A 25,315-nucleotide genomic window follows, 5' to 3' on the forward strand; every position below is an offset into this window, starting at 1 on the left:
AATCATATCCTTAACATTTTTTTTATGAGGTTTTTATTCCATATAACAAAATACTCTAATTTTGTCCCGAATTTGTTTTTAAAAGATTTTATAATCTTGTCATTCAACTCTGGATAATCAAATTCGCATCTTTTAATACTGCTGCTGAGATTTGCATCGTACCTACTACTTATTCCGCTATGCGTACCCGATCCATCAAGTCCAATATTCTTCACTCTTGATACTCTAGGATATACAGTAAGCATATTGGATTTGAATTGACTATAGCACCAACGAATAGCCCATGAATCAATCTTCTTTTCTATTTGAGCATCCAACATAGAGGACATATCTCTTCCACCACGATTAAACTTCTTTACTAAATCCTTCTCACTCTTAAAATTCTTATAGTCGCTTACAAGCCAATCCACACTGTCCCATCTATCCCTCCAAGTTGCCCAGCCCCAACTGCATCCACGATAAGATAAATAAATTTCGCTCGTATATTTTTTAGGAAATTTAATACCAAATGTATATCCACTTATAGACCAGATTCTCTTCTCATTCTCATAAAAGTCTAATGCATCATTCATATAGACTAAAAAATCCGGTGAAGTTACTAGGTCATCTTCAAGTACAATAACTTTTCCATTTAGGTTAATAACTTCGTTAACACCTGAGATTATAGAATTCGCAAGACCTTTATTTGTTTTCGATTTTATTATCGTAACACTCTTAAAAAATTTATAATCTGAAAGAAGATCAATATATTTTCTAACAAGTTTAACATCTTTTTCGGTCTTGTTATTTTTTGAAGCATCTGAGAATATAAAAACATCAGTCTCTTCTGCATATAAATTATTAGCCAAAGCTTCAATAGTTTTTATAGTATGTTCAGGTCTTGCATAAACAAAAATCGCCACAGGTGCAAGCATAGTAGAGCTCCTTTAATAAACTATTTCTTCAAATGAAATTTAGGGATAAACGATTTTAGAATCATAATAGAAGAGATTCTTGTCTTTTTAAATAATGATAATACAACTATATTTGCGAAAAACTGTGAAACCAGAGTCGCAACTGCTGCTCCAAACGCACCGTAATGAGGTATTAAAAAATAGTTTAAAATAATATTTACTATCAATCCACCAAACGTATATGCTAGGGTGAACTTTTGCAGGCCTTCACAAACTAACCATATTGATCTAGCAGAACCCAACATAGCAAAAGTTCCAGCCCAAATACTTACAGAAAGTATTTTAGAAGCACTTAGATAATCAACACCATATAAAATTAATATGATCGGTTTCGCTAGAATAATGATAATAATACCGATGAGTATTCCCATCCACGCTATAATTTTATATAGTTTTTGTATTGAGTCTATGTAGTCAATATTATCCCCCTTTTTCTTCATAATCACAGGTCTAAATGAAGTGATTACTGCCATAGGTATGAAATACCACATTTCTGCTATTCGAGCGGAAGCTGAATAAATTCCCAGCTCAACTTTGGTATCCATCATATAGCCTAGCATTACTTGATCCAGCCTCATATACATCGTTATCATTAAACCTGATAGAATAAGATACCAACTTTGTCTTAAAATACCTCTTCCATAGACAATACTAACTTTCCAAAAAGATCTATTTTCTCTTAATTTAAAATATGAAATAGTGAGCGCAATGCTAATTAATATCGCATCAATAGTATAAATTAAAGCAAAAGCAATAAGTCCACCATTGAAAATTATCAAGCCTATTTTTAATATTGCAGTGATAAGGGTTGTCATAATGTGTATAATGGAGGTTACTTTAGCTAGTTGATATGCCTGAATCCAATATTCAATTACTTCAAAAGATTTAATTAACATTGAAAAAGACATAATTAACACTAAGATATGTAACATCGAATCATTGGGCTCGATAAGTCTTATAAAAATAGAAGAAAGGATTATTAAAATCCCCCCGCCTATAATTCTAAGTATTAAACTTGTATATAATATAGTGCCCTCATTTTCATCCTTATTAACAATAGATTTTACAGTTAAAACTTCTAATCCTAACGTTGAAATAGCTGTAAATAGGGAAACGAAAGCTAGAGCATAATTAAATTTCCCATAATTTTCAGGTCCTAAATATCGGGCTATGACAGCTGTAATAAATATGCCTATAATCATAGTGACAACTTTATCAGTAATCAACCATCCAGAGTTAATAAATGTTTTTTTTGCTGCGCCATTAATCTTTTTTTTTTCAAAATCAATAAGTTTATCTTTCACATTCATGATTGTCACCACTTTATTTAAATTAATTAGAGATTTCCACATATTATTACTAACACTAAGCTCCCCTTTATCTAAGTACTTCTTTATAAATATTTAGGAGTTTTTCAGTATTTTCTTGAACGTTATGATATTTAATGGAGTTTTCCCTAGCATTTCGAGATAGTTTAATAGTGTTACTTTTATCATCAAATATTTCACATATATAATAAGCCAACATATAGTTTGCGTCGTATTGATAAAAATATCCATCTTCATTATGTTTTATTCGGTCGGTCACTCCACCTACATAGGAGGAAATAGAAGGAACTCCCAATAGTTTTGCTTCACTTAATGAGTTTGATTCATTTTCAATAATTGATGCAGAAACAAATACATTTGATTTTAGAAACCTATTACACATTTCTCTTTCATTAAGGTACCCAGTGAAAAAAACATTATCTTCTAATTCATGTTTTTTTATTAATGATTTTATATATGCCCCATAAGTTGATATTTTCATTTTTTGAAATAAAGTATCAGACTTTGTAATATCAGCACCTGCTATGTATAATTTAGCTTCAGGATATTTCCTCAAAACTATTGGTAATGCCTGTAGTATAATGTGCAAACCTTTTATTGGATATGAGGCTTGACTTACAAATATAGAATGAATCTCACAGTTTTCGTATTCCCATGTATGTTTGTAAAATTCTTCTCTCAAGCTTTCATTACAAAAATAATAATTGATATCAGGATGTATTTGTGTTGTGCAGGCCTTGTCCCAGCTAGTTCTTCCTATTACATTTTCAGCTTTTTTCAAAGCTTTAATCTCGTGTTTTCCACGCATTGCGAATTTCTTTTTTTGTTGCAGTACACTATCTCTTTTGATAAAATCTCTAAGGGTAAATCCATATTTCACCTTAGCAGGAAGTCCCATTAGGTAGTGCTGAGCTATTATAGAAACTAATCCTTGGATTGATATAATTGATTTTATATTTTTCTCATTACAGATATTTATCATAGTAAGGGAATGTGTGAATTCAGTACCAAATACATGTACTATATCAGGCTTAAATTCATTTATTATTTCTAATAGGTTGTCACTATCATATTCGTTTTTAATTGCAGGAAAAGAATAATATATAATTTTTTCACCCTGTAGTTTTTGATTTCTATTTTTTTTATAAGGAAACGCAATTGACAGAGTTAAATCTTCTTGAACTGATAAATCTTTCGATGTATTGACAAGCCACCCTCCCAAAGGAAGAATATCATCATTCATTAAACTGCTTGCTTCAGGTATTGCTATGTTAGTAAGCCATAAAACACGCATTTTATATCCCTCCACTTCTTTTCTATATCTATTTCAAGTTTTTTTAAATTTAGATATTTTATCAAATATGAATAATAATAAAATAACAATCCAAGGTGTTGCACTAGTTCCAATCCATCTCATTACGCTTTCATAAATCATTATAACAATAATAATATATATTCCCTTTGAAGCTGTACTATCTTCTCTCTTCATTTTCCCATAGAAATAATTTGCCATTAACCCAAATATAAAAGACTCTAGTACTATCCCCAAGTAACCAAAATCGTAGAAGAATGTAAAAATCATAGTGGGAAATGCATTATAGTATGAGCTATCTCCAACCGATAGATATAATTGATTATATTTCCCAACATGAGTGGAGATTTGTGTTAAATCAAAGCCTATGTATCTGCAAAACAGCACAAACACATCAATAATTCCTCCAAAAAAAGCTCCCCCGTAGAGTGTCACTTTATCTTGAATAACAAGACCGATTAAATTTTCGAAATAGATATATGGAGCTGTGAAATATAACACTATTGTTTTAAAAGCCTGAATTATAGGGTTTCCTAATGTATCATTTCTAAAGATAGTTATTGTAAACATCGCAATCACAAGTACAATCATGCTAATACGTATTTTTATTTTACTTAAAAAGCTAACCTTGACTTTATCCTTACTAATCATCCATGACATTATTAATATTAAACCAGAAGTTAGTAATAAGCTTCGTCCGCCAGAAGAAAAAGAATACTGTCCAACACTTATTAAAGTTAAAATTAGCAAAACTCTATTATTTCTTTTCTCTATAATCATTAGAGAAAGAAGAATTATGCTAAAGGTGATTATCGGTAAAACAAACCAAGCATTAACTAATTGATCATATCCATTATTTATGTTATCCGCATAAAAGAATTCATACCTAATAGTTTGGTAGCTCATCCCCGATAAAAGGAGTTTCAGTACTAATATTGTTCTTTTTAATAAATATGCAATAATAATTAACTCCATAAATATCACAAACTTAATGGACTTATTTTCATTATTATTATGATTTTTGTTTATTGTAATTTTCAATGTAGATTTATTAATCTTTCTAAATTTAAAGAACGCTGATAAATTGAAAAAAACTATTGCCAAAAGCATTAAAAAGTAAGTATTTACGTTCGGAATATAAATCCCAAAAAGACCCAATCCAGAAATAAAAATAGTTGTTCCCCACCATAAATTAAATAAAATATATGGATTATATAATTTATGATCATATTTATATGATAGAAAAACAAAAAGAATACAAATAAGACCAATTAAATAACTCATTATTTTCTCCTTAATGAAAAAGTCTCTTATATTCACTTTATTAAATCATTTTGGATCTTTTTAATAATTTTTGTAGCTTGTACAAGACTATTTTTCGTTTCTATTATAAAGTTTCTTGCTTTAAATCCAACCAAATCTAGTTCATCACTATTCATATTTAGTATTTCAATTATTTTATCCTTTAAATTATCTATGCTGTATTTATCAACAGTGAACAAATAGTTATAATATTCATCTGGTATACCCTTTAATTTGGTAGTTAAGAATGGTGTACCTGACACCATATATTCAAATGTCTTAGATGGAAAAGAATATGAAGTATATTTATCTTGGGGATCTCTAAAATTCACTAAAAGAGTAGCTCTTTTTTCATAGTCAAAAACTTCATCATGCGGTAAAAAACCAAAATATTTTATCGTTTTATTTTCGTTACACAATTTTTCGATATAAGTTTTCATGTCTCCATCACCAAAGATCCATAATTCGAGTTTCTCATCTTGAATTTGTTCAAAAGTATCAAGAATAACTTTTATACCGTACTCTTGTGCTAATGTTCCCGCATACATCAAGGCTCGTTCTTTTTTCTTATATTTCATATCAAGTTGACTATTGTATATACCTTCTATAATTAAATACGGTTTATTGTTTGGGTTAACTCTCGAATTCATTGCTTCAGTAAACAAGATATACATATCATAACTACTTTCAACTTTCTCAACCAAATTCAAGTAAATTGGAAGTATCAATCTTTTAAACCATATCATATCCTTTTGTCTTTGGTCATTTATAATATCAGACGAAAGATCAGTGAATATGTTTATTCTATTAATACTAAATAATTTAGCTGCTAAGAATATACCAACAGATAAAGGAGTATAATTAAAAGCAGTAAGAATCACCTTTTCTTTTTCTCTCCGGTTTTTTATTCCCCAGAATAATGTTTTTAAAAAACCTTTAAGAAAAAAAATAATTTCTTTAAGCATCGGTAAATTTATAATAGAAATATAGTTGATAATATATTTCTTGTTTATTTTAGCTTTCTTTCTTCTAAAAAATATCTCCCCCTTTGGATAATACGCTTCTTGATATAGATAATAAATTTTCATATTTATATCATTTATATTTGAAAAGCCTTCAAGCATAGCTGTTTCAAACTTATATTGTGCTACTAACGAAGGTAACTTGCGCCTATTTGAGATTAAAGTAAACCATTCTTTGTCACATGCACTACCGAAATAAAGTATGTTCATTTTCCACCTCTCCATATACTCCTATTTATTCAATTCATAACTTATTCTAAATAATCTTTTTTCTTTGTATTAAAATTTTCCCAATATTTTTTACAATTGCATAGTAAATAAAGGGTGATAAATAAAAAATTAACGAGCTAATACTAACTCTACACTCCGGAAATTTAAATAGTCTTCTCATATAAATTTCAGGATTATATTGTTTAGTATTACTTTTAAAGTCACTATAATTTTCACTTGTAATTGCAATTTGCCATAATGTAGCCCATACCCATCTTGCTACTCCAAACTTACTAAATTCCATAAAAAAATCAGGCCTATAATACCTAAAATGCTCTTCCAAACCTATCATTAACTTAAATCCATCATCCCTTTTTTCGTCAACAAAAGTCATTGCTGATCCTCTGCGTGTTCTATAGAGATACATTTGATTTTTGTTTATAGAAATACTCTTGCATATCGATATTATTTTCCATACCATTTCCAAATCTTCACTGTAGCGATAGCCTTCAGTAAATCTCAATTCATATTTTTCTAGTAAGTCTTTTTTTACTAGAAGTGAACATGCACCAGACACAAATTCATGGTATAGGTATTTTTCCAAAGCTTGATAGGATGATATTGTTTCATGTGAACTTAAATTATAACTTTCTAAATGTTTATCTATTTTGTAATTTTCAGAAACCATTTTATATCCACAAAAAGCAGCTTCAGACTTATTAGTTTTAATCAAATCTATTAATCCGCTTAGATACTCAGGTGTGACCATATCGTCAGAGTCTACAAAACATAAATATTCCCCTATAGCTTCATCTATTCCTTTATTGCGAGCAGCACTTACACCTGCATTTTTTTGACTTACTAATTTGATACACATAGAACTTATTTTAATATATTCTTCCACAATGAAAACTGAATTATCAGTAGAACCATCATTTATTATTAAAACTTCAAAGTTTTTATAGATTTGATTTTCCAAAGATCTTAGACACTCTTCAATAAATCTTTCTACATTAAATAATGGAATTATCACACTAATCATTACTTTTTCTCCAAACATAGCTATTAATAATAAATTTATAACTTTGTATAATTTTAACTATCTTAAGTGATACATTTCTATCTTCATAGTCTGGAACTAATATGTTCTCTTTATTCACCTGTGAGATTGTAATACCTAATTCAACAGCCTGCAAAAGTTCTATCTCGTTTATTCCTCCAATTATCACAGTGCCTTTATCTAGTACTTCAGGACGTTCAGTTGAAGTTCTAAGTAGAACACCTGTAAAACCAAGCATCGCACTTTCTTCCGATAAAGTACCACTATCAGAAAGAACACAATAGCTATTTTTTTGCAACTTGTTATAATCCAAGAACCCAAACGGCTTAAGATTCTGCACAAGCGAATGGAATTTGAATTTCCGCTCTTCAATATACTTCATACTTCTAGGATGTGTGGAGTATATTACTGGCATTTGGTATCTCTCCGCGATTTTGTTTATTGCAGTCATCAGAGACATAAAGTTCTGCTCGTTATCAATATTTTCTTCTCGATGAGCAGAGACAATAATATATTTTCCAGCCTCTAAATTTAATCGCTCTAACACATCACTTGCATCAATCTTATCCATATGGGCTTGTAACACTTCCTGCATCGGTGAACCTGTTACAAAGATATGTTCTTTACGGAAACCTTCAGATAATAAATATCTTCTTGAATGTTCAGTATACGGCAGGTTAATATCCGAAATATGATCAACAATTTTCCGATTAATTTCTTCCGGCACATTCTGGTCAAAACATCTGTTTCCAGCTTCCATATGAAAGATAGGTACTTTTAACCTTTTTGCGGCAATTGCACTGAGAGCACTATTCGTATCTCCTAAGATTAGAAGAGCATCTGGTTTTTCTTTGTCCAGGACTTCAAACGATTTGGCAATAATATTACCCATTGTTTCCCCGAGATTAGTTCCTACTGCCTCTAGAAAATAATCAGGTTGCCGAAGTTCAAGTTCATTGAAGAATACCTCATTTAATGTGTAGTCCCAGTTCTGGCCTGTATGTACAAGAATATGATTGAAATATTTATCGCAAGCTTTTATACATTCAGATAACCGAATTATTTCTGGTCTTGTACCAAGGATGGTCATGACTTTTAGCTTTTCCATATTTATACCTCCAAGTAATAAGTATCTGGCTTATCAGGATTAAACAACTCATTTGCCCAAAATAGAGTAATAACGTCTGAAGTACCCGTGTTCGTAATGGAGTGCGTATAGCCTGGTGGAATATCTATTACTTTTAGCTGTCGCCCATTTACGGGATACTCAATGATCTGTTCGCTTTCGATATGACGGAAATTCACTATAGCTTCACCCTCAATTACTAGGAATTTCTCGACTTTAGTATGATGCCAATGGTTACCACGAGTAATTCCCGGCTTAGTGCGTGAGATGAAGACTTGCCCTGAATGTTCTGTTTTAATAAATTCTGCTAGCCACCCCCTATTATCATGCTTCATTTCCAGATCGTATCCAAAATCATCTTCTGGTAAATAGGATAAGTATGTACTGTATAAAAAACGTTCAAAATCATTCTTCAAATCCGAAATAACTAATGTGTGCCGACTTTTCTTAAAAGCTAACAAGCTAGCTTCTAGATGTTTAAGCTTAATACTGAAAGAACGAGGAATGTTATAAAAATCAGTGGAATTCATCGTGTTCATACCATCTAGTTTATTCATGAAAGAATCTACTACGTCATCGATATATACCAATGTTATTTCAGCATCCGGATTATTTACTTGAATGGGTATATCTCTACTTATATTGAAACACCATGTTGCAACTACAGAATTATAATTAGGTTTACTCCACTTCCCGAACACATTTGGCAATCGGTACACAAACGTATCCCCCCCTACTTCCCGTCCATAAGAAAGTACCACCTCTTCTGCTGCACGCTTACTCTTCCCATAGGGGTTATCTTGTTCGGCTTGTGTAGAAGATGATAATACGATTGGAGTATTCCTACCGTGTGAGTGCAGTATATTTACCAGATGTTGAGTATAATCAAAATTGCCAGTCATAAACTCTTCTTCATTCATGGGCCGATTGATCCCAGCAAGGTGAAAAATAAAATCTGCTTTAAGTGCGTACTCTTCTAAATCCCGTAGAGAATGTTTAGAGCCAATTCTTAATATTTCAATATCCTCTTTACATTTAAGAGAAGCTATTAAATTACGTCCAATAAAACCATATGCCCCCGTAACTAAAATTGTCTTCATTTTATTAGCCCCTACCATTAAGTTCTTTTTTGATCAAATCTAGACTTAACAAGAGTTCTTTAATGCCTGGCACATCTAATCTTTCAGTATTGTGAGAATTATATTCCCATCCTTCGGAAATCTCCTTGTCACCTTGTTCAAAGAATTTATCATAATTCAAATCTCTGGTATCGGCTGAAATTCGATAATAGCTTCCTAAGTCGTCTGCTTTAGACATTTCCTCTCGCGTAAGCAATGTTTCGTACAGTTTCTCACCATGTCTTGTCCCAATAATCTTAGTATTACTATCCGACTCAAATAGTTCCTTTAGCGCGAGCGCAAGCTCTCCTATAGTAGATGCAGGGGCTTTTTGCACAAAGATATCGCCTTGTACGGCTTTATTAAATGCGAAGAGTACAAGTTCAACAGCATCTTCTAAAGACATCAAATATCTTGTCATATCAGGATCAGTGATAGTTATATCTTCATAATTTTTAATTTGTTCTATGAATAACGGAATGACTGATCCACGAGAACACATTACATTACCATAACGAGTCCCACATATTAATGTATTTTCTGGAGATATAGTTCTTGATTTTGCAACCATTACCTTCTCCATCATTGCTTTAGAAATACCCATTGCATTAATCGGATATACAGCTTTATCTGTTGACAAACATACAACCTTTTTTACTCCAAAAGCAATTGCAGCATTAAGAACATTCTCAGTGCCAATCACATTTGTTTTCACAGCTTCCATTGGAAAGAATTCACATGAAGGAACCTGTTTTAAGGCCGCAGCATGGAAAACATAATCAACGTTATGCATAGCTGCGGCTACACTATTATAGTCCCTTACATCCCCTATAAAGAATTTCACTTTATCATTTCTTAATTCTTTCCGCATATCATCTTGCTTTTTTTCATCTCTTGAGAAAATTCGAATTTCACTTATCTCAGTATTTAAGAAACGCTTAAGTACGGCATTACCAAAAGACCCAGTTCCACCAGTGATTAATAACGTTTTTCCAGTAAACAAAATAGTTCCACTCCTTAATATAAGCTAGATATTATTTTCCAGAAAACTTTTTATATATTTATATAACAGATGTTTTAATCAAATCTATATATTTGTTAGTACTTATTTGCCTTTCATAATTCTCTTTGAAAACTTTGAAAGCATTTGCCCCCATTTCATCACAAATATCAGTATTATTGGATAAATACCCGATTGCCTGGGCCAGTTTATCCACTTCACCTTGCTCAAATGAAAAACCTGCAGCATTATCAATAATTTTCATTGAGATATCTGTTGTCGAAGACATTATTGCTAATAGTGGCCTCCCCGCAGCTAAATAACTATAAGTTTTGCTGGGAACGCTCATGCCTTCAACCCCTCGTTCCAGACTCACAAGATAACAATCTGCTGAAGTGAGCATATTAATATACTCTTCACCCAATAAGAATCCATGTAGTTCTACATTCTCAAGGTTTTTCTCTTTAATAAATGAGGTTATTTCTTCAACTTTGTTCCCATGTCCTGTTAATACAAACTCAACATTATGATAATTTCTCATAGTATGAATACAGTTAAGTATTGTGTCCATATCTTGACATGTCCCCATGTTTCCACTGTAAAGCACTCTGAATTTCCTATTTCCTTTTACTCTATTACCTTTTTGGAGATTCAGTTTGGTTCCATCATACCAATTAGGAATCACTTTAATTTTCTCTTCTTCTAAAGTTAATTTATTTTCCAGCATATAGCTTTTCATTTCTTCACCCAAAGCAACTATATGCTCAGCATTTTTATATACTATCCTATTTGTAATTTTCATCACCTTATAGATCAGGCTACCCTTTTTTATTGTATCCATTAGAACCGCTAAGTCAGGATAGATATCATAAGCAACAAATATGAATTTCCTTCTAAAAATGACACTTAATAAAGCTGGAATTATAGGTAATAACGGTGGGTTAGAGTATACAATGATACTTTTATATTTCAGCATACTAGGCCATCTTAAAAACATACTAACTATGAAAGAAAAATAGTTAATAAGCCTATTCAAAGTTTTTTTCTTATCCAATTGAATATATTTTATACGCCTAATATTTATTTGCTTATATTGTTCTTCTTTAGGTAAATTCTTTGCTTTACTATATTCCAACGGATAACCGCAAAGAACATCTACAGTTAGCCCGCTAGCAACCATATCTTCTGCCATCTCCGTGGGGAGTGTTGCAGATGAAATATACTCAGGATAAAAATATTGGCATAATATCAGTACATCTCTTTTCAATTTTCAGCACTCTTTTCAGATATTTTTTCACATAATTTAATAGAATCTGGAAAGTCTATTAGAGCATATTTATAATCAAAGTAATTTGAAATACTTAAATCATATTTTAAGTTCCCAAAGATTTTATTGACAATGCTCTTCTTCTTGCCTACTTTCAAAACTAATTCCCCTAATTTTTTAGAATAAAAGGTACTTGCATCATTCTCTTCTGATATCAGCTTTACTAATTCATAGGTATTCACATATTCCTTATTTTGAGGAGAAAAAACACCGTTTGTTCCATTATCTATAGTTAACTTTATAAACTCAGAAAGATTATCTATAAAGATCATACTTCTTTGATTATTTATGTAAGGAAATATTTTGATTTGCAGAATTAACTTTCTAAGTCTTTCATAATTCCCTGGAGAGTTTGGTCCATAAATCATAGGAGCTCTTATTATTGAGATCTTAAATTCTTCTGACTCCAAAAATTGCAGTCCTAGTTCGGCTTCATATTTGCTCTTTCCATAATAAGAATTCGGGCTGCACTGAGTATTAGCTGATACCATAATATCTTTAGTTATATCACCTTCAATCCCATAAACTGAAAATGAACTCATAAAGATGAAATGTTTAACACCAGCAAGTTTTGATTTATTAGCTAACTCTAAAGTTAAATCTCTATTCACTTCAAAGTACTGTTCTTCCATATACTTTTTTTCTTTCTTGTGAACAATAGCTGCAACATGAAAAACAACGTCATAAATACTTAAATCCACTAAACTCCACGAGGCATTTTTCATTGAGATAAAGTCAATATTATAGGCTTCAGGCCAGTTTCTAAGCCAGTCCCCTAAGGCATTCCCCACATAACTCGAAGAACCTGTAATTAAAATGTTTTTCATACTTGACCTCAATTATAATGTTGATATAGTTTGTATTGATTAAATCGACTGACTCTGTTTGCCTTCCCTAACACCTTCGCTCTTGAGAACCATAAATAAGGTCTTTGTAAAGACTTTAATATCAAACCAAAAATTCATCTTACTACAGTAATCTCCATCCAGACTAGCCTTGAATTGAATTTCCAACTCATCCCGCCCATTAACCTGCGCCCACCCGGTAAGCCCAGGCTTAATCTCATTCGCTCCATACTTATCTCGCTCTGCAATTAGATCATCCTGGTTCCACAGTGCAGGGCGCGGGCCTATTATGCTCATGTCGCCTTTGAGAATATTTATAATCTGAGGAAGCTCATCGAGACTTGTCTTCCTGAGGAATTTGCCTACTTTGGTGATGAAAAAGTCTGGATCTTGCAGCAGATGTGTAGGCATATCGCTTGGTGTATCTGTACGCATGGTTCTGAACTTGAGAATATAGAATTCTTGCTTATTCCTGCCTAACCGTTTTTGCCGAAATAGAACAGGACCTTTAGATGTAGACTTGATTACCACAGCGATAATCAAGAAAAAAGGCCATAACAGGAGCATTCCAATTAGAGCCAATATGAAATCTAAAGTTTGTTTTACGATCATATAAGGCTTCATACGTTCACCTTGTCCTTAAGTTACTATGGTTCACAGCTACAATTGCGTACAAAAGATAACAATAGTTGTGAACCACACTTCTATTTATTGATGATTTCTTCAACTCTTAATTTACTAGTGATGCAGCTCCCGCTATCCCCTGTTGAAGGCTTGCTTCAAATGCGTCTTTATACTGCTTTATAATAGCTGTGCTATATCCATTAGTGTTTAGTTTTTGTTCAGCGTCAGCAAGTATACTATTGAAAGATGCTCTAGACGAAGCTAATTGCTGCTTCCCTTTTTCTTTGATACTCTGCTTGGCGGTATCATCTGTTGCACTTAAGTATTCCAGAAGTATTCCTGTCAAAGCAGCTTGGCTCTGCGACTGTAGCGCGCTCAGCTTCGCTTCAGTCTCACTAGTAATACTCTCATATGAAACCTTACCGGACCCTGTTCCTGCCGATCCTGAACCGCCTGCTGCTCCACCTGGTTCAGCCGCTGGAGTTGCTGCTGGTGCCGGTGTTGCACTTGCAGCTGGACTAATTCCCTTGTCGGTTGGTTTCGCCGAAGCTGTATTTTCTTCGTAGTTCTTAGAATTTGCAGTAATGGTCTTTGTTTTCGAATTCCAGCTAATGGAATTTCCTACGGATTCCGATAAGAATCTTAGGGGGACATAGATCGAGCCGTTCAGCAGATAACTGGACTGGCCTTTCGGTAATGCCTTAGTGCTCCCGCTAAATACATAACTTGCATTAACGTTGTTCAGCGTAATATTCTTGGCTGCATAAGAAGGACTGGACGTCGCATTCATCAGGTATTCCTTAATGACCACCATCTCTGAACTGCTTGGCTCAGCTACGGTTACCTTCAGGTTCTTGGCATCCCAGCTTACGCTCTTCTGCAGGGCATAGGACATGAAGCGCAAAGGGACATAGGTGGTGTTATTGTACATGAACACATGTTGTCCGGCTGGCGGCTGTAGTGCTACACCATCGAATAGCAAGGTTACATCCACATTCTGCACTTTGATAGCATTAGACGCTTTGATGGGAGCAGCTGTTGCAGTTGCTACAGGGGTAGCTGCCGCTACGGTAACAGGGGCCGATGCTGTCAGGGGCTCACAGCCCATTAAGGCTACGCTCAGAAGTGCTGCTGCAGGAATCTTGATCTTGAACATGCCTATTCACTTCCTTTTTCTTGGGCTTTGAGTTGTTCTTCTTCAGCTAAGATCTGATCCCGGGTCTTGCCTTGGCTGACGCCGTACTTCTTGGCAATCTGAGCTAATTCGTTATATTGCTCCTCTGAGACCTTGCCGAGGATAATGCTACGGGCTTCCCGCTTCTCTTCATTGCTAAGTCCGCCTTGAGCTAGCTCTTGCAATCTCTTAATATCTGAGACACTGAGCTTAGCGGCTACAATGGCTGCCACATTCGCTTTATCTGTGATCGTTACATTCTCTTGAACTTCCTTGGCCTTGTCCGTTGAAATATGGGCTAATCCATCCACACCCGCAGGGGTAGGAGCAGGAGTGCTTGCAGGCTTGCCAGTACTTATCGGCTTGTCCGTGCTGGCAGCTGCCGGATCAGCGGCATTACCGGATGCAGGTGTGCTAGCTGGTGCAGAGCTTGAAGCCGGATCAACGGAAGCTGCTGGCTCCGCAGACGGGTCACTATCTGCTACCACAGGCTCAATCACTTGTCCTTGAGGGACACTGGGCGTATTGCCGGCTTCCACATCGAAACCGCCTGCCATTGAGTTCATCAGCTTATCGACAGCATAATTGGCTGCGAATAGCCCGCCAACACCTAACACCACGATGACCGACAACGTCCAGATCAACACTTTTTTCCATCTCTTCACTTCAGGTACCTCCACATCTCTAATTAGCTAATGGCTGCCTGGATGACTGGCTGCATCGGTACGATCTGGTTAATCACTTCACGGATGGCTTCTGCATCTTCGGTGACAACCCGTTCCAACCGTTTGAATTCTAGCTCCATCTGGCTCCGGGTGATGACGTTAGGTCTGCCGATGAAGATCCGGTCATGCTGAGTGGAACCCAGGTTCTCTTCATCTGTCAACAGTTCTTCATACAGCTTCTCGCCTTCACGGATGCCTGAGAAGGTGATGTCAATGTCCTTGTAAGGCTCGTAACCGGACAGTGTGATTAAGTCCTCGGCCAGAGTCAGAATCTTAACTGGTGCTCCCATATCCAGGACAAATACTTCTCCGCCATTCGCGAAGGAACCGGATTGAATCACCAGTTGAACGGCCTCGGGAATAGTCATGAAGTAACGGACCATCTCGGGATGCGTTACGGTGACAGGCCCACCGGCTGCAATCTGCTGCTTGAAGGCGGGAATGACACTGCCCCGGCTGCCTAATACGTTACCGAAGCGTACCGCAGAGAACTTGGTAGGGCTTGCTACATTGAGACTCTGCACATACATCTCGGCAATCCGTTTCGTGGCTCCCATGACGCTGGTCGGGTTCACGGCCTTGTCGGACGAAATCATCACGAAGCGCTCTGCACCATACATGTCTGCACAGTCGGCTACATTGCGGGTCCCGAAGACATTATTTTTGATGGCTTCGGAAGGGTTGCGCTCCATCAGAGGAACGTGCTTATGTGCTGCCGCATGAAAGACCACCTGCGGCTTATAGCTCTGGAATACATCCATTAACCGGGTGCGGTCCTGAACGTCAGCAATTACAGTCACGATCTCCAGGTAAGGGAAGCTCTTACGCAGCTCCATCTCAATGGTATAGATACTATTCTCGCCATGTCCCAGAATCAGCAGCTTGTCCGGTGCAAAAGGTGAGATCTGGCGGCATAGCTCTGAGCCAATCGAACCTCCTGCGCCTGTTACCAGTACGGTTTTGTTATGAACATAGCCCAAAATACTGTTCATGTCTGCAACAATCGGCTCACGGCCCAGAAGGTCCTCTACGCTGACATCGCGGAGCTTCTTTACAGAGATTTTGCCTGCGATCAGATCGTTCAGTGCCGGGATAATCTTCAGCTTCGCGCCTGTAGCCTTGGCCAGATTAATAATCTCGGATATTTGGGTTCTGGAGACCGAGGGCATAGCGATAATAATCTCGTGAATCTCTTTGTCCTTCACAATCCGCGGAATATCATAACGGTTACCCAGTACAGGTACACTCAGTATGGACATGTGATATTTATCTGCGCTGTCATCGATGAATCCAACCAGCCGGGTGCTCGCGAAGGAAGGTCCCATCAGTTCTTTGGCAATCAGGATTCCGCAATCTCCGGCTCCGACAATCAGCGTATGAAGCTCAGTATTCTTATTGTTGCTCCGTTCACTGCGGAAGACTCTCCAGAAGAAGCGGACGCCCCCCACCAGCAGCAGAACCGTCTCCATCGCCCGGACTTCTATGCTGAATGGCACGCGCTCGGGCAGGATGATATAAGCGGCAACGTAAGATAACAACGCTCCTACTACAATAGCTTTGAGAACCGATATAATCTCGTTAATACTGGCATATTGCCACATTCTGCGGTAGAGTCCGAAGTAGACCAGGCTTCCCCCGATCGCCACCGTGGAGATAGCGCCGAACACGATCATCTGTACCACATATTCCGGCGGAATCTCATTGTAGAAGCGGAACAGGTAGGAAGTCACGATGCTGAACCATATGATCGCAATGTCGATCATGAATAATACCAACACTCTTGTTTTTGCTGTCATTTTCAGTGCCTCCAAAAACAACAATTTATCTATTAAACAATTCAATTGCCATAGTAGTAATAGTAGTAGCCTTCACTGGCCTTGCGCTTCACGTTGTTAAGAACCACGCCCAGCATCTTGGCCCCGACCCGGTCCAGATTGGCCTTCGCCTTAGCTGCAATATCGCGCTTCACCTTACCGTAGCTGACCACCATAATTACGCCGTCACTCTTGGAGGCAACAATCTGTGCATCTGTAACGGCCAATAGCGGCGGAGTATCAATCAGAATGACATCATATAACTGGCGCAGCTCCTGCAGCACCGCACTCATGCGGTTGGAGGCCATCATCTCAGCAGGATTCGGAGGAATCGGGCCGGATGTCATCAGATACAGGTTGTTCACACCGGATTCCTGAATCACATCGGCCAGATTCGCCTGCTGAGAGAGCAAGGAGGACAACCCATACCGGTTACTCAGGGAAAAAGTCTTATGCGCCGTAGGCTTACGCAAGTCACCATCGATTAGCAGCACCTTCTTATCCGCTTGCGCGTACGCAGCGGCCAGATTGGCGGTAACGGTTGATTTCCCTTCCTCCGGTCCGGAAGAAGTGACCATAATAATCTGGATCTGTTCATCTACAGAGGAGAAATCAATGTTCGTGCGCAGTGCCCGAAAGGCTTCGGATACCGGCGAACGCGGGTTGGTCACGGTGATCAGATGGCGTTGTTTATTTGGCTGCTGTGACATGCTCTAGTTCCCCCGCCTTTCTGCTCTGTGCCTGAGCCTGCTGCCCGGTGGTCTTGGTTTCTTCCTGACCCAGCCGGGTAATCATAGCTATAGTCGGAAGTCCAAGGTATTTCTTAATGTCGTCTTCTGTCTTCAGCGTATCATCGAGATACTCCAGCAGGAAGGCAATCCCCAGACCAATCATCAGGGATACGATAAAAGCAATCGCGAGGTTCATCACCACATTCGGCTCTACCGGTCCGGGTGTAACTGGCGGATTAAGCTTGGCTTCGTTGAGGATGGACACATTCTGTACGTTGAACAAGGACGGAATCTCCTGCTTAAATACAAGGGATATGGCATTCACGATCTCTGCGGCTCTCTGGTATGAATTATCTCGAACGACAAGTGTCATCACCTGCGTATTATTTACAGAACTCACGTTAACCTTCTTCAGCATTTCCTCTGCCGTAATCCCGAATTGCGGGTAGTTCTGGGCTACAACATCGAGGATTGCGGGAGTCTTGATAATTTCCTTGTACGTATTGATCAGCTGAATGTTGGTATTGATCTGATTCAGATCCAGCTGTGCTGCCGTAGCTTGGGTAGGCGTCTGATTAACAATGATCTTCGTTGAAGCTTCATAGACCGGATTCTTGATATATAAGCTGTAGATCCCGGCAAGAACACAGGCCACGATAACAATGCTGATAATCATCCACAGTCTCTTCCTGACAATCTGGAAATAATCGCGCAAATCCAATTCTTGTGCTGACAAGTGCATTTCCCTCCAAGCTGTAAATTCTTATATTCTCCAAAAAAGTGCCTCCTCTCTAAACGACGAGAGGAGGCTCTCCACAATACTATTTACTTACTTGAAGTTGATGGTGCGGTAGATAATCACTGCAGCTTCAGCACGTGTAGCTGTGTTGTTAGGATTGAACTTGCCGGCGTTGCCGATAACCAGGTTATTGCTGGCAGCGAAGGCTACTCCGTCTTTCAGGGAAGCAGCGATCTTGCCTGCATCGGAGAACTTGCTCAGGGAGCTGACACTAGTTGCAGCATCTGGCTTCTGCGACTTCACGGCACGGGCAATCATCGTTGCCATTTCCGCACGGGTAATCGTTGCACTAGGATCGAACTGGGCTGCACTGCGTCCAGTAATGATGCCCTTCTCAGCAGCAACAGCTACATAAGGAGCATACCAGGCAGTGGAGCTTACATCACCGAAGCTCTGCTTCGCGGAGTTGTTCTCCAGGTTCAGTGCACGGATCAGCATCTTGGCGAATTCTGCACGGGTCACATTGTTCTTCGGAGCAAAGTTGCCGTTGCCTACGCCTTCAATAGCACCCTTGGCTGCTACGACTGAGATCTGTCTTCCAGCCCAGGCCTGAACACTTGCAACATCCTTGAAGCTGACTTTGTTCTCCAGTACAGCATAGGAAGAGAAGCCGTCACGCGGTTCAGTGATGTGATCACCATCTACAACACCACCCTGATATTGCAGTTCTTTGTAGACTACCTTCGCAACGGACAACAGTTCACGGTCAAGGCCTTCTGTATTCTTAAGCGGCAGCTTGATAATGATTGGCTGCTTGAAGGTTGATGTAACCACACCGCCTACAGTCAGTTCGAAGTCATATACGCTGGATGCCAGCTTCATGCTGGACAGGGATGTTACGGTTGTATCTGCTACAGTGGAAGTAGTCAGTGTAATAGCTTCACTGAACTGTCCTACTGGAATCGTTACAGTCAAGCCGTTGAAAGTAATTGCAATGTTGGCAATGCCTTTCGCCTTGGCTGCTTCGATGATTGCTTTGGACAATGGCACTTCTACTGTTGCCGCGTTCACTGTACCCAGGTTCAGGGTAAGCGTAAGACCTGTCTTACCGGCATTAGCTGCAACCAGTGCATCAAAGGCTTTCAGTACATCAGCATCTACGAGCTTCAGGGTTGCTTTGTTGCCTACAATCGTTACCAGCTTGGATACATCGTATACACCTGGTGTAGCTGTAGGGTTCGTAACTGGAGTTGTTACTGTGCCGCCACCGCCACCGCCGCCAGTGCCAGTTCCAGGAGGATTAGGCTCAGTAATTACAGGCTCGTTAATGTAAGCTCTCACATAAGCTAAAGCAAGAGCCTTCACTGCTGGCGCGGCTGTTGGGATTGTATCCTTCAGGTTCTTAAGACTGAGCTTAATATCTCCTGGAGTAATGTTAAGGTTGTAGACTACCTGGCTTACGGTAAGGCCACCCTCAATTGTGTTGTGATTCAGAACCTTGGTAATGGCTTCATTCAGCAATGTATTCAGAGCATCATCAGTGCTAGAAGCATTAAGAACCAGGTTCATCAAGTCAGTTTTGGACTTATTGCTGATCATTGCGCGAAGTTCAGCTTCAACGCCTTTGTCGCCGAACAGGAATTCATTGAAATCGTCAGCCGTAAGATTCTTTACGCCAGCCTTAACTGCAATTCTCTTCAGCAGGTCCACATTCTTCTCATCATAGCGGATCGCCTTAATCGCAGTGTAATCCTTGTCATATACATCGTAGACTACACTGGATACGCTCGTGAATGCTTTATGAGCAGTTGCAAGATCATCAGCTTCTAAGGCAAGCTTGGAAAGTACTGGTTGGAAAATCTGTTCGAAAATTTCAGCGCTGATATTGCCTGCTTCCTTCTCATAAGCAAGAAGTGCTTGTCTCTCAGTCTCTGTAAGCTGAGCATAAATCTTCTCAACCTTCGCCTTCACACCTGCATTAGTTACTGCTGCTGCGGAAGCTGTACTCACTCCAAAATGTTCAGCCAGCCCCTTGCTGCTGAACGGGAATCCGGCAACGGATGCCGCTGCCATGCTTACTGCTAGTGTAGATACTGCCAATTTTTTCTTCAAAGTCACTTGTCATCCACCTCTGTGTATGTATTTGTATTAATAATAGTGCAAGAATCCAGTAATACCCATTCTACCATTAATGACACAGAAGGTCACCCCTTACGAGAAAGAAATCCGAACAATCTATGACGTTTGCTGGTAGATTGAATAGGATTAGCTCGATTAATCTCCTTATTTGTAAGGAGATCGCGCGAATTTTGTAGAAAAAAGTCGAATGACTCTTCTCCCAATTCCCGCCGCACCACCCCGTAAGCTTCGCTTAATCCAAAGGGACGGTGTACAGAATCATGCGCATCCGATGCAATAATATGCACGGCATGCTGCCGGCATAATTGGAGCGACAGCTTCTGCAGCTTACTCCCGAAGACGCCGGCGATACTCTGTGCAGTTACCTGTCCAAGAGCGCCAAGCTCAATTAATCGCAGCAGCTTGGACGGATCGGCAGCAACCTCCGCATTACGCTCCGGGTGGGCGATAACCGGCACCATTCCCTGAATGACCAGCTCATGACAGGTCTCTTCCATAGTGCGGGGCACCCGTGAAGAGGGCATCTCCAGCAAAATATACCGGGAACCGGCAAGTGTCAGCAGTTGTCCGCGCTCCAGATCATCGAGCAGCTCTCCGTAGATCCGGATCTCCTGCCCCGGCAGCACGACCAGCGGATTGCCTGCTTCCTGCAGCTTCGCATTCAGCACCCGCACCGCCGCTTGAATCTCCTGAGCCGGATTCATATAGACTCCATTCGCATGGTGAGGGGTAGCTACTACAGTTGTAATACCATCGTTATGGGCGTCAAGCGCCATGGCGAGAGCGGCGTCGTAATCAGCGGCTCCGTCATCCATGAAAGGTAGAATGTGGCTATGGATATCTATCATATGTTGTATATCGGTCCTTTCGTAGAGGATATGTATAGTTTTCGCAAAAAAATACAACCATTTCACTAGGAAATGATTGCCAAATTTTAAAACAATATCATTTATGCTTCCAGTCGGAACAGCCGGTAGGCCGCCTCTGCAAGTCTCTCATCGACTTCCTTAATCACTGCCTCTTGCTGACTACGGTTGCGCATATCGAGCAGTCTATTAACCTCTTGACGGAGCTGCTCAATCTCACATTCTACGCTCTGAAGCTTGTAGACAGCCAGCATCTCTGCCACTGAATATTTATGCTGATAGATCAGCTTGATGCCGCCCGGCCTCACTTCCGAGATCCGGCGCACCGAGCCGCCTTCGTAGTAATACATCATCGTTAGATCCTTATAAATGCGGTTTACGGTACCCGTGCCCTTATACATGAAGAATAATTTGCGGACTGCATTAATCAGATGAGGATTCACCACCCTGCAGGACAAGGAACCCATATAGATGCCGCCTTTGCGTTCAAAAGACAGATGGACCTCCTCGCCCCCGGCCTCCTCCAGCACAATCTCCTGTTCGCCCGCGCCAAGTACCTTCACACGGTGACTGATATAGCTGGTATCGGCGGTTAGCAGAAACTGGTTCAGCTGAAATTCGGTCATTTGCATCGTTGCATTCACATATTCCATCGCCAGACGCTGAGCCATAAACATCCCTCAATTCTTAATGACTAACCCTTAAGTCTCGGAAGGCGCTTCATGCTGCGGTTCATCCCCGGAATCCTGATCATCCGGTTCTGCCGGAAGCTCTTCTTCGGTGGGTAGAGTATGTCTATCAATAAGTTCCCATAATTCGTCTTTGCCAAGTCCAATCTCCGATGAATACGCAATGAAGCTGTCTCCCGGCAGCACACCGAGCTCCTGCTTCATGATCTTGATATGCTTCGGCCAGCGGGTCTTCGGAATTTTGTCCGCTTTGGTGGCTACTACGCAGAGAGGCAGATCGTAGTGCTTCAGCCAGTCAAACATCATTTTGTCATTGACGGTCGGCGGGTGGCGCAGATCTACGATAAGCAGGACCATCTTCAGCGTCTCGCGTTCTGCCATGTACTTCTCGACCATTTTGCCCCAGGAGGCGCGTTGCGTCTTGGAGACCTTGGCGTAGCCATACCCCGGGAAGTCAACGAAATACATGCTCTCATTCACACGGTAATAGTTCATATGCTGCGTCTTGCCCGGTGTAGAACTGGTGCGGGCCAGATTCTTGCGGTTAATCATCCGGTTGATCAGAGAGGACTTCCCTACGTTGGAGCGCCCTGCCAGAGCAATCTCCGGCAAGGCATCCATGGGGTACTGGTCAGGGCCTACGGCACTGATAATAAATTCGGCGTTGTTAACTTTCATAAGACTTCCTTTCTAATGCACACTACTGGGCGCTTCAATGCTTATTTCTGTATCTGTATCTGTATCTGAATCGGTGTTGATTCCATCTGCATGATCTACAAGCGCGTGCTTCAGTACCTGATCCATATGGGACACCGGCACGAACTCGACATCACTCAGGACACTCTCGGGGATATCCTTGAGGTCGCGTTCATTGTCCTTCGGGATAAGAATCTTCTTGTAGCCCGCACGGTGGGCGGCCAGGGATTTCTCCTTCAGGCCTCCGATAGGCAATACGCGTCCGCGCAGCGTAATCTCGCCGGTCATGGCCACATGCTTGGAGACATACCGCTTGGTGAGCGCGGAGATCAGCGCCGTGGCGATCGTAATCCCTGCGGACGGGCCGTCCTTGGGAATCGCACCTTCGGGAATATGAATGTGAATATCGTTCTTCTCGTGAAAATCAGGAGCAAGCCCCAGCTCCTCCGCCTTCGAGCGGGTATAGCTGAAGGCGGCCTGCGCCGACTCCTTCATCACATCGCCGAGCTGTCCGGTCAGCGTGAGCTTCCCGGTGCCTTGGACCACGGTTACTTCAATCAGCAGTGTATCGCCGCCAACTTCGGTCCAAGCCAGCCCGGTAACGGTACCAATCTGATCCTCCAGCTCTGCCATCCCATAGCGGAACTTGGAGGCTCCCAGATAATCCTTGATCTCTTCCGGAAGAATGCTGACGCGCTCCTTCTCTTCCGAGACGATCTGCTTCGCCGCCTTGCGGCAGAGGGCAGCAATCTGCTGCTCCAGATTCCGCACCCCGGATTCGCGGGTGTACTCGCGGACCATCTTCAGCAGCGTATCATCTCCGATGGACAGCTGCTCTTCCGCAAGGCCGTGACTCTTGCGCTGCTTCGGCAGCAGATAACGGCTGGCAATCTGCAGCTTCTCAAGCTCCGTATAGCCAGGAATGAACAACATCTCCATCCGGTCCAGCAGCGGACGCGGAATGTTGTGCACGGCATTCGCTGTAGTGACGAACATGACGTTCGACAGGTCGAACGGCAGCTCAACGAAGTGATCGCTGAACGTATTGTTCTGTTCCGGGTCCAGCACCTCCAGCAGGGCCGCCGACGGATCGCCGCGGAAGTCCGCTGCCATCTTGTCGATCTCATCCAGCAGGAAGACCGGATTAGTGCTGCCTGCCGTCTTCATTCCCTGGATGATCCGGCCCGGCATTGCGCCGACATACGTACGGCGGTGACCCCGGATCTCGGCTTCATCCCGTACGCCGCCCAGCGAGATACGGACGAACTTGCGGTTCAGGGAGCGGGCGATAGAGCGGGCGAGCGAGGTTTTGCCGACACCCGGAGGACCTACCAGACACAGAATCGGCCCCTTCAGACCCTTGACCAGCTTCTGCACCGCCAGGTATTCCAGCACCCGTTCCTTAGGCTTCTCCAGACCATAGTGGTCTGCGTCCAGCACCTCTTCCGCCTTGCGGATATCCAGATCATCTTCTGTGGCTTCGCTCCAAGGCAGACTGAGCAGCCAATCCACATAGTTGCGGATGACGCTGCCTTCGGCCGAGCTTGCCGGCATTTTCTCCAGACGGTCGATTTCCTTCTCAATCTTCACCTGCACCTGTTCCGGCAGGTTCTTCTCTTCCATCTGGGCGCGCAGCTCATCGGCTTCACCGGCCCGGCCTTCCTTCTCGCCAAGCTCCTTCTGGATCGCTTTCATCTGCTCACGCAGGTAATACTCCTTCTGGGTCTTCTCCATCTGCTTCTTCACACGCTGGCTGATCTTGCGTTCCAGCTCCAGCACTTCGCGCTCATTATTAAGGATATCGAGCAGCTTCTCCAGACGCTTGCTGACGTCAATGGTCTCCAGGATCTCCTGTTTGTCCTTGATCTTCAGCGCCAGATGACTGGTGATGACATCCGCCAGCCGCCCAGGCTCCTCTATATCGGAGACCGCAGCGAGTGTCTCTGGCGTTACTTTTTTGGACAAAGTGATGTAGTGTTCGAACTGGCTCAGCACGCTGCGCATCAGGGCATCGCTCTCCTGGTCCACATCCTCCTGCTCCGGCAGCTCACGCGCCATCACCTCATAGTACTCCTCGTTGTCCGTATAATGAAGTATCTCAGCCCGCTCTACGCCTTCCACCAGCACACGGATCGTACCATTGGGAAGCTTCAGCATCTGCCGCACATTCGCCACCGTACCCACGCGGAATATATCCTCTTGCCCCGGCTCCTCAATATTGACTTCAGACTGGGAGCACAGGAGAATCAAATTATCTTCAACCATAGCTTTCTCTAATGCCCGGACGGACTTCTCACGGCCTACATCCAGATGCAGAACCATACTGGGATATACAAGAAGACCTCTAAGCGGTAATAAAGGAAAACGACGACCCTTGGATTTACTTTGTATCATCGCTTTCGCACCTCCCATGGTTCATAAGTTGTGTCATATGCATTCATTCTAACAAAAGCCGCATGAAAACACCAACAACCCGTGTCTGCAATTGGTGTTATTGGCACGCTCACCCATTAGT

At 40.8% G+C, this 25,315-nt stretch carries 22 protein-coding genes; all 22 read right to left on the minus strand.

Features of this window, described 5'->3' with window-relative positions; genetic code table 11:
- Positions 1–2: 2 nt before the first annotated feature.
- The 22 genes from ACFSX3_RS24775 to lon all read right to left on the minus strand — a co-directional run bounded on the left by ACFSX3_RS24775 (position 3) and on the right by lon (position 25,194).
- Entirely contained in the window at positions 3–914 is a 912-nt protein-coding gene (locus ACFSX3_RS24775) for a glycosyltransferase (RefSeq protein WP_209993573.1), read from the minus strand.
- Positions 915–934: 20 nt separating this feature from the next.
- Positions 935–2,263, minus strand: a complete 1,329-nt coding sequence (locus tag ACFSX3_RS24780) for a flippase (protein ID WP_209993572.1) — start codon at positions 2,261–2,263, stop codon at positions 935–937.
- Positions 2,264–2,330: 67 nt separating this feature from the next.
- A complete protein-coding gene (locus tag ACFSX3_RS24785) occupies positions 2,331–3,575 on the minus strand; it encodes a glycosyltransferase family 4 protein (protein ID WP_209993571.1) in 1,245 nt (414 codons plus the stop codon).
- A 33-nt stretch (positions 3,576–3,608) separates the two neighbouring features.
- Positions 3,609–4,877 carry an O-antigen polymerase gene (locus ACFSX3_RS24790; protein WP_209993570.1) on the minus strand — a complete coding sequence of 423 codons (1,269 nt, stop codon included), beginning with the start codon at positions 4,875–4,877 and terminating at the stop codon, positions 3,609–3,611.
- Positions 4,878–4,909: 32 nt separating this feature from the next.
- Positions 4,910–6,127 (minus strand): glycosyltransferase, encoded by a 1,218-nt coding sequence (locus ACFSX3_RS24795; RefSeq protein ID WP_209993569.1) that lies wholly within the window; start codon positions 6,125–6,127, stop codon positions 4,910–4,912.
- A gap of 46 nt (positions 6,128–6,173) precedes the next feature.
- Complete coding sequence (locus tag ACFSX3_RS24800; protein ID WP_209993568.1) at positions 6,174–7,169, minus strand: glycosyltransferase family 2 protein; 996 nt, start codon at positions 7,167–7,169, stop codon at positions 6,174–6,176.
- Positions 7,162–8,295, minus strand: coding sequence for a non-hydrolyzing UDP-N-acetylglucosamine 2-epimerase (gene wecB, locus ACFSX3_RS24805; protein ID WP_209993567.1), 1,134 nt, complete (start codon positions 8,293–8,295; stop codon positions 7,162–7,164). The genes ACFSX3_RS24800 and wecB overlap by 8 nt, the downstream gene beginning before the upstream one ends.
- A 2-nt stretch (positions 8,296–8,297) precedes the next feature.
- Positions 8,298–9,413 (minus strand): polysaccharide biosynthesis C-terminal domain-containing protein, encoded by a 1,116-nt coding sequence (locus ACFSX3_RS24810; RefSeq protein ID WP_209993566.1) that lies wholly within the window; start codon positions 9,411–9,413, stop codon positions 8,298–8,300.
- A gap of 4 nt (positions 9,414–9,417) precedes the next feature.
- Positions 9,418–10,434 (minus strand): polysaccharide biosynthesis protein, encoded by a 1,017-nt coding sequence (locus tag ACFSX3_RS24815; protein ID WP_209993565.1) that lies wholly within the window; start codon positions 10,432–10,434, stop codon positions 9,418–9,420.
- Positions 10,435–10,492: 58 nt separating this feature from the next.
- A complete protein-coding gene (locus ACFSX3_RS24820; protein ID WP_209993564.1) occupies positions 10,493–11,698 on the minus strand; it encodes a glycosyltransferase family 4 protein in 1,206 nt (401 codons plus the stop codon).
- A complete protein-coding gene (locus ACFSX3_RS24825; protein WP_209993563.1) occupies positions 11,695–12,585 on the minus strand; it encodes an NAD-dependent epimerase/dehydratase family protein in 891 nt (296 codons plus the stop codon). Before ACFSX3_RS24825 ends, ACFSX3_RS24820 begins: the two co-directional genes overlap by 4 nt.
- Before the next feature lie 39 nt (positions 12,586–12,624).
- The gene (locus ACFSX3_RS24830) at positions 12,625–13,227 is read right to left on the minus strand and encodes a sugar transferase (protein WP_379255346.1); all 603 of its coding nucleotides are present in this window, start codon (positions 13,225–13,227) and stop codon (positions 12,625–12,627) included.
- A gap of 106 nt (positions 13,228–13,333) precedes the next feature.
- On the minus strand, positions 13,334–14,383 hold the full coding sequence (locus tag ACFSX3_RS24835) for a stalk domain-containing protein (protein WP_209993562.1): 1,050 nt from the start codon (positions 14,381–14,383) through the stop codon (positions 13,334–13,336).
- Positions 14,384–14,385: 2 nt separating this feature from the next.
- Positions 14,386–15,066, minus strand: coding sequence for a hypothetical protein (locus tag ACFSX3_RS24840; RefSeq protein ID WP_209993561.1), 681 nt, complete (start codon positions 15,064–15,066; stop codon positions 14,386–14,388).
- Between the two features lie 23 nt (positions 15,067–15,089).
- Entirely contained in the window at positions 15,090–16,922 is a 1,833-nt protein-coding gene (locus tag ACFSX3_RS24845; RefSeq protein ID WP_209993560.1) for a polysaccharide biosynthesis protein, read from the minus strand.
- 41 nt (positions 16,923–16,963) lie between these two features.
- Complete coding sequence (locus ACFSX3_RS24850) at positions 16,964–17,650, minus strand: CpsD/CapB family tyrosine-protein kinase (protein WP_209993559.1); 687 nt, start codon at positions 17,648–17,650, stop codon at positions 16,964–16,966.
- Positions 17,631–18,407, minus strand: a complete 777-nt coding sequence (locus tag ACFSX3_RS24855) for a YveK family protein (RefSeq protein ID WP_339219911.1) — start codon at positions 18,405–18,407, stop codon at positions 17,631–17,633. The genes ACFSX3_RS24850 and ACFSX3_RS24855 overlap by 20 nt, the downstream gene beginning before the upstream one ends.
- Before the next feature lie 93 nt (positions 18,408–18,500).
- Positions 18,501–20,528 carry an S-layer homology domain-containing protein gene (locus ACFSX3_RS24860; RefSeq protein WP_209993557.1) on the minus strand — a complete coding sequence of 676 codons (2,028 nt, stop codon included), beginning with the start codon at positions 20,526–20,528 and terminating at the stop codon, positions 18,501–18,503.
- 86 nt (positions 20,529–20,614) lie between these two features.
- Positions 20,615–21,397 (minus strand): tyrosine-protein phosphatase, encoded by a 783-nt coding sequence (locus tag ACFSX3_RS24865; protein ID WP_379255340.1) that lies wholly within the window; start codon positions 21,395–21,397, stop codon positions 20,615–20,617.
- A 101-nt stretch (positions 21,398–21,498) separates the two neighbouring features.
- Positions 21,499–22,086 (minus strand): non-ribosomal peptide synthetase module, encoded by a 588-nt coding sequence (locus ACFSX3_RS24870; RefSeq protein ID WP_209993555.1) that lies wholly within the window; start codon positions 22,084–22,086, stop codon positions 21,499–21,501.
- A 30-nt stretch (positions 22,087–22,116) separates the two neighbouring features.
- On the minus strand, positions 22,117–22,782 hold the full coding sequence (yihA, locus tag ACFSX3_RS24875) for a ribosome biogenesis GTP-binding protein YihA/YsxC (RefSeq protein WP_209993554.1): 666 nt from the start codon (positions 22,780–22,782) through the stop codon (positions 22,117–22,119).
- Between the two features lie 12 nt (positions 22,783–22,794).
- Positions 22,795–25,194: an endopeptidase La gene (gene lon, locus ACFSX3_RS24880; protein WP_209993553.1), complete on the minus strand. Its 2,400-nt coding sequence runs from the start codon at positions 25,192–25,194 to the stop codon at positions 22,795–22,797.
- Positions 25,195–25,315 lie beyond the last annotated feature (121 nt).

Origin of the sequence: Paenibacillus rhizoplanae, assembly GCF_042684125.1 — a bacterium.
Taxonomy (GTDB): Bacteria; Bacillota; Bacilli; order Paenibacillales; family Paenibacillaceae; genus Paenibacillus_AQ; species Paenibacillus_AQ rhizoplanae.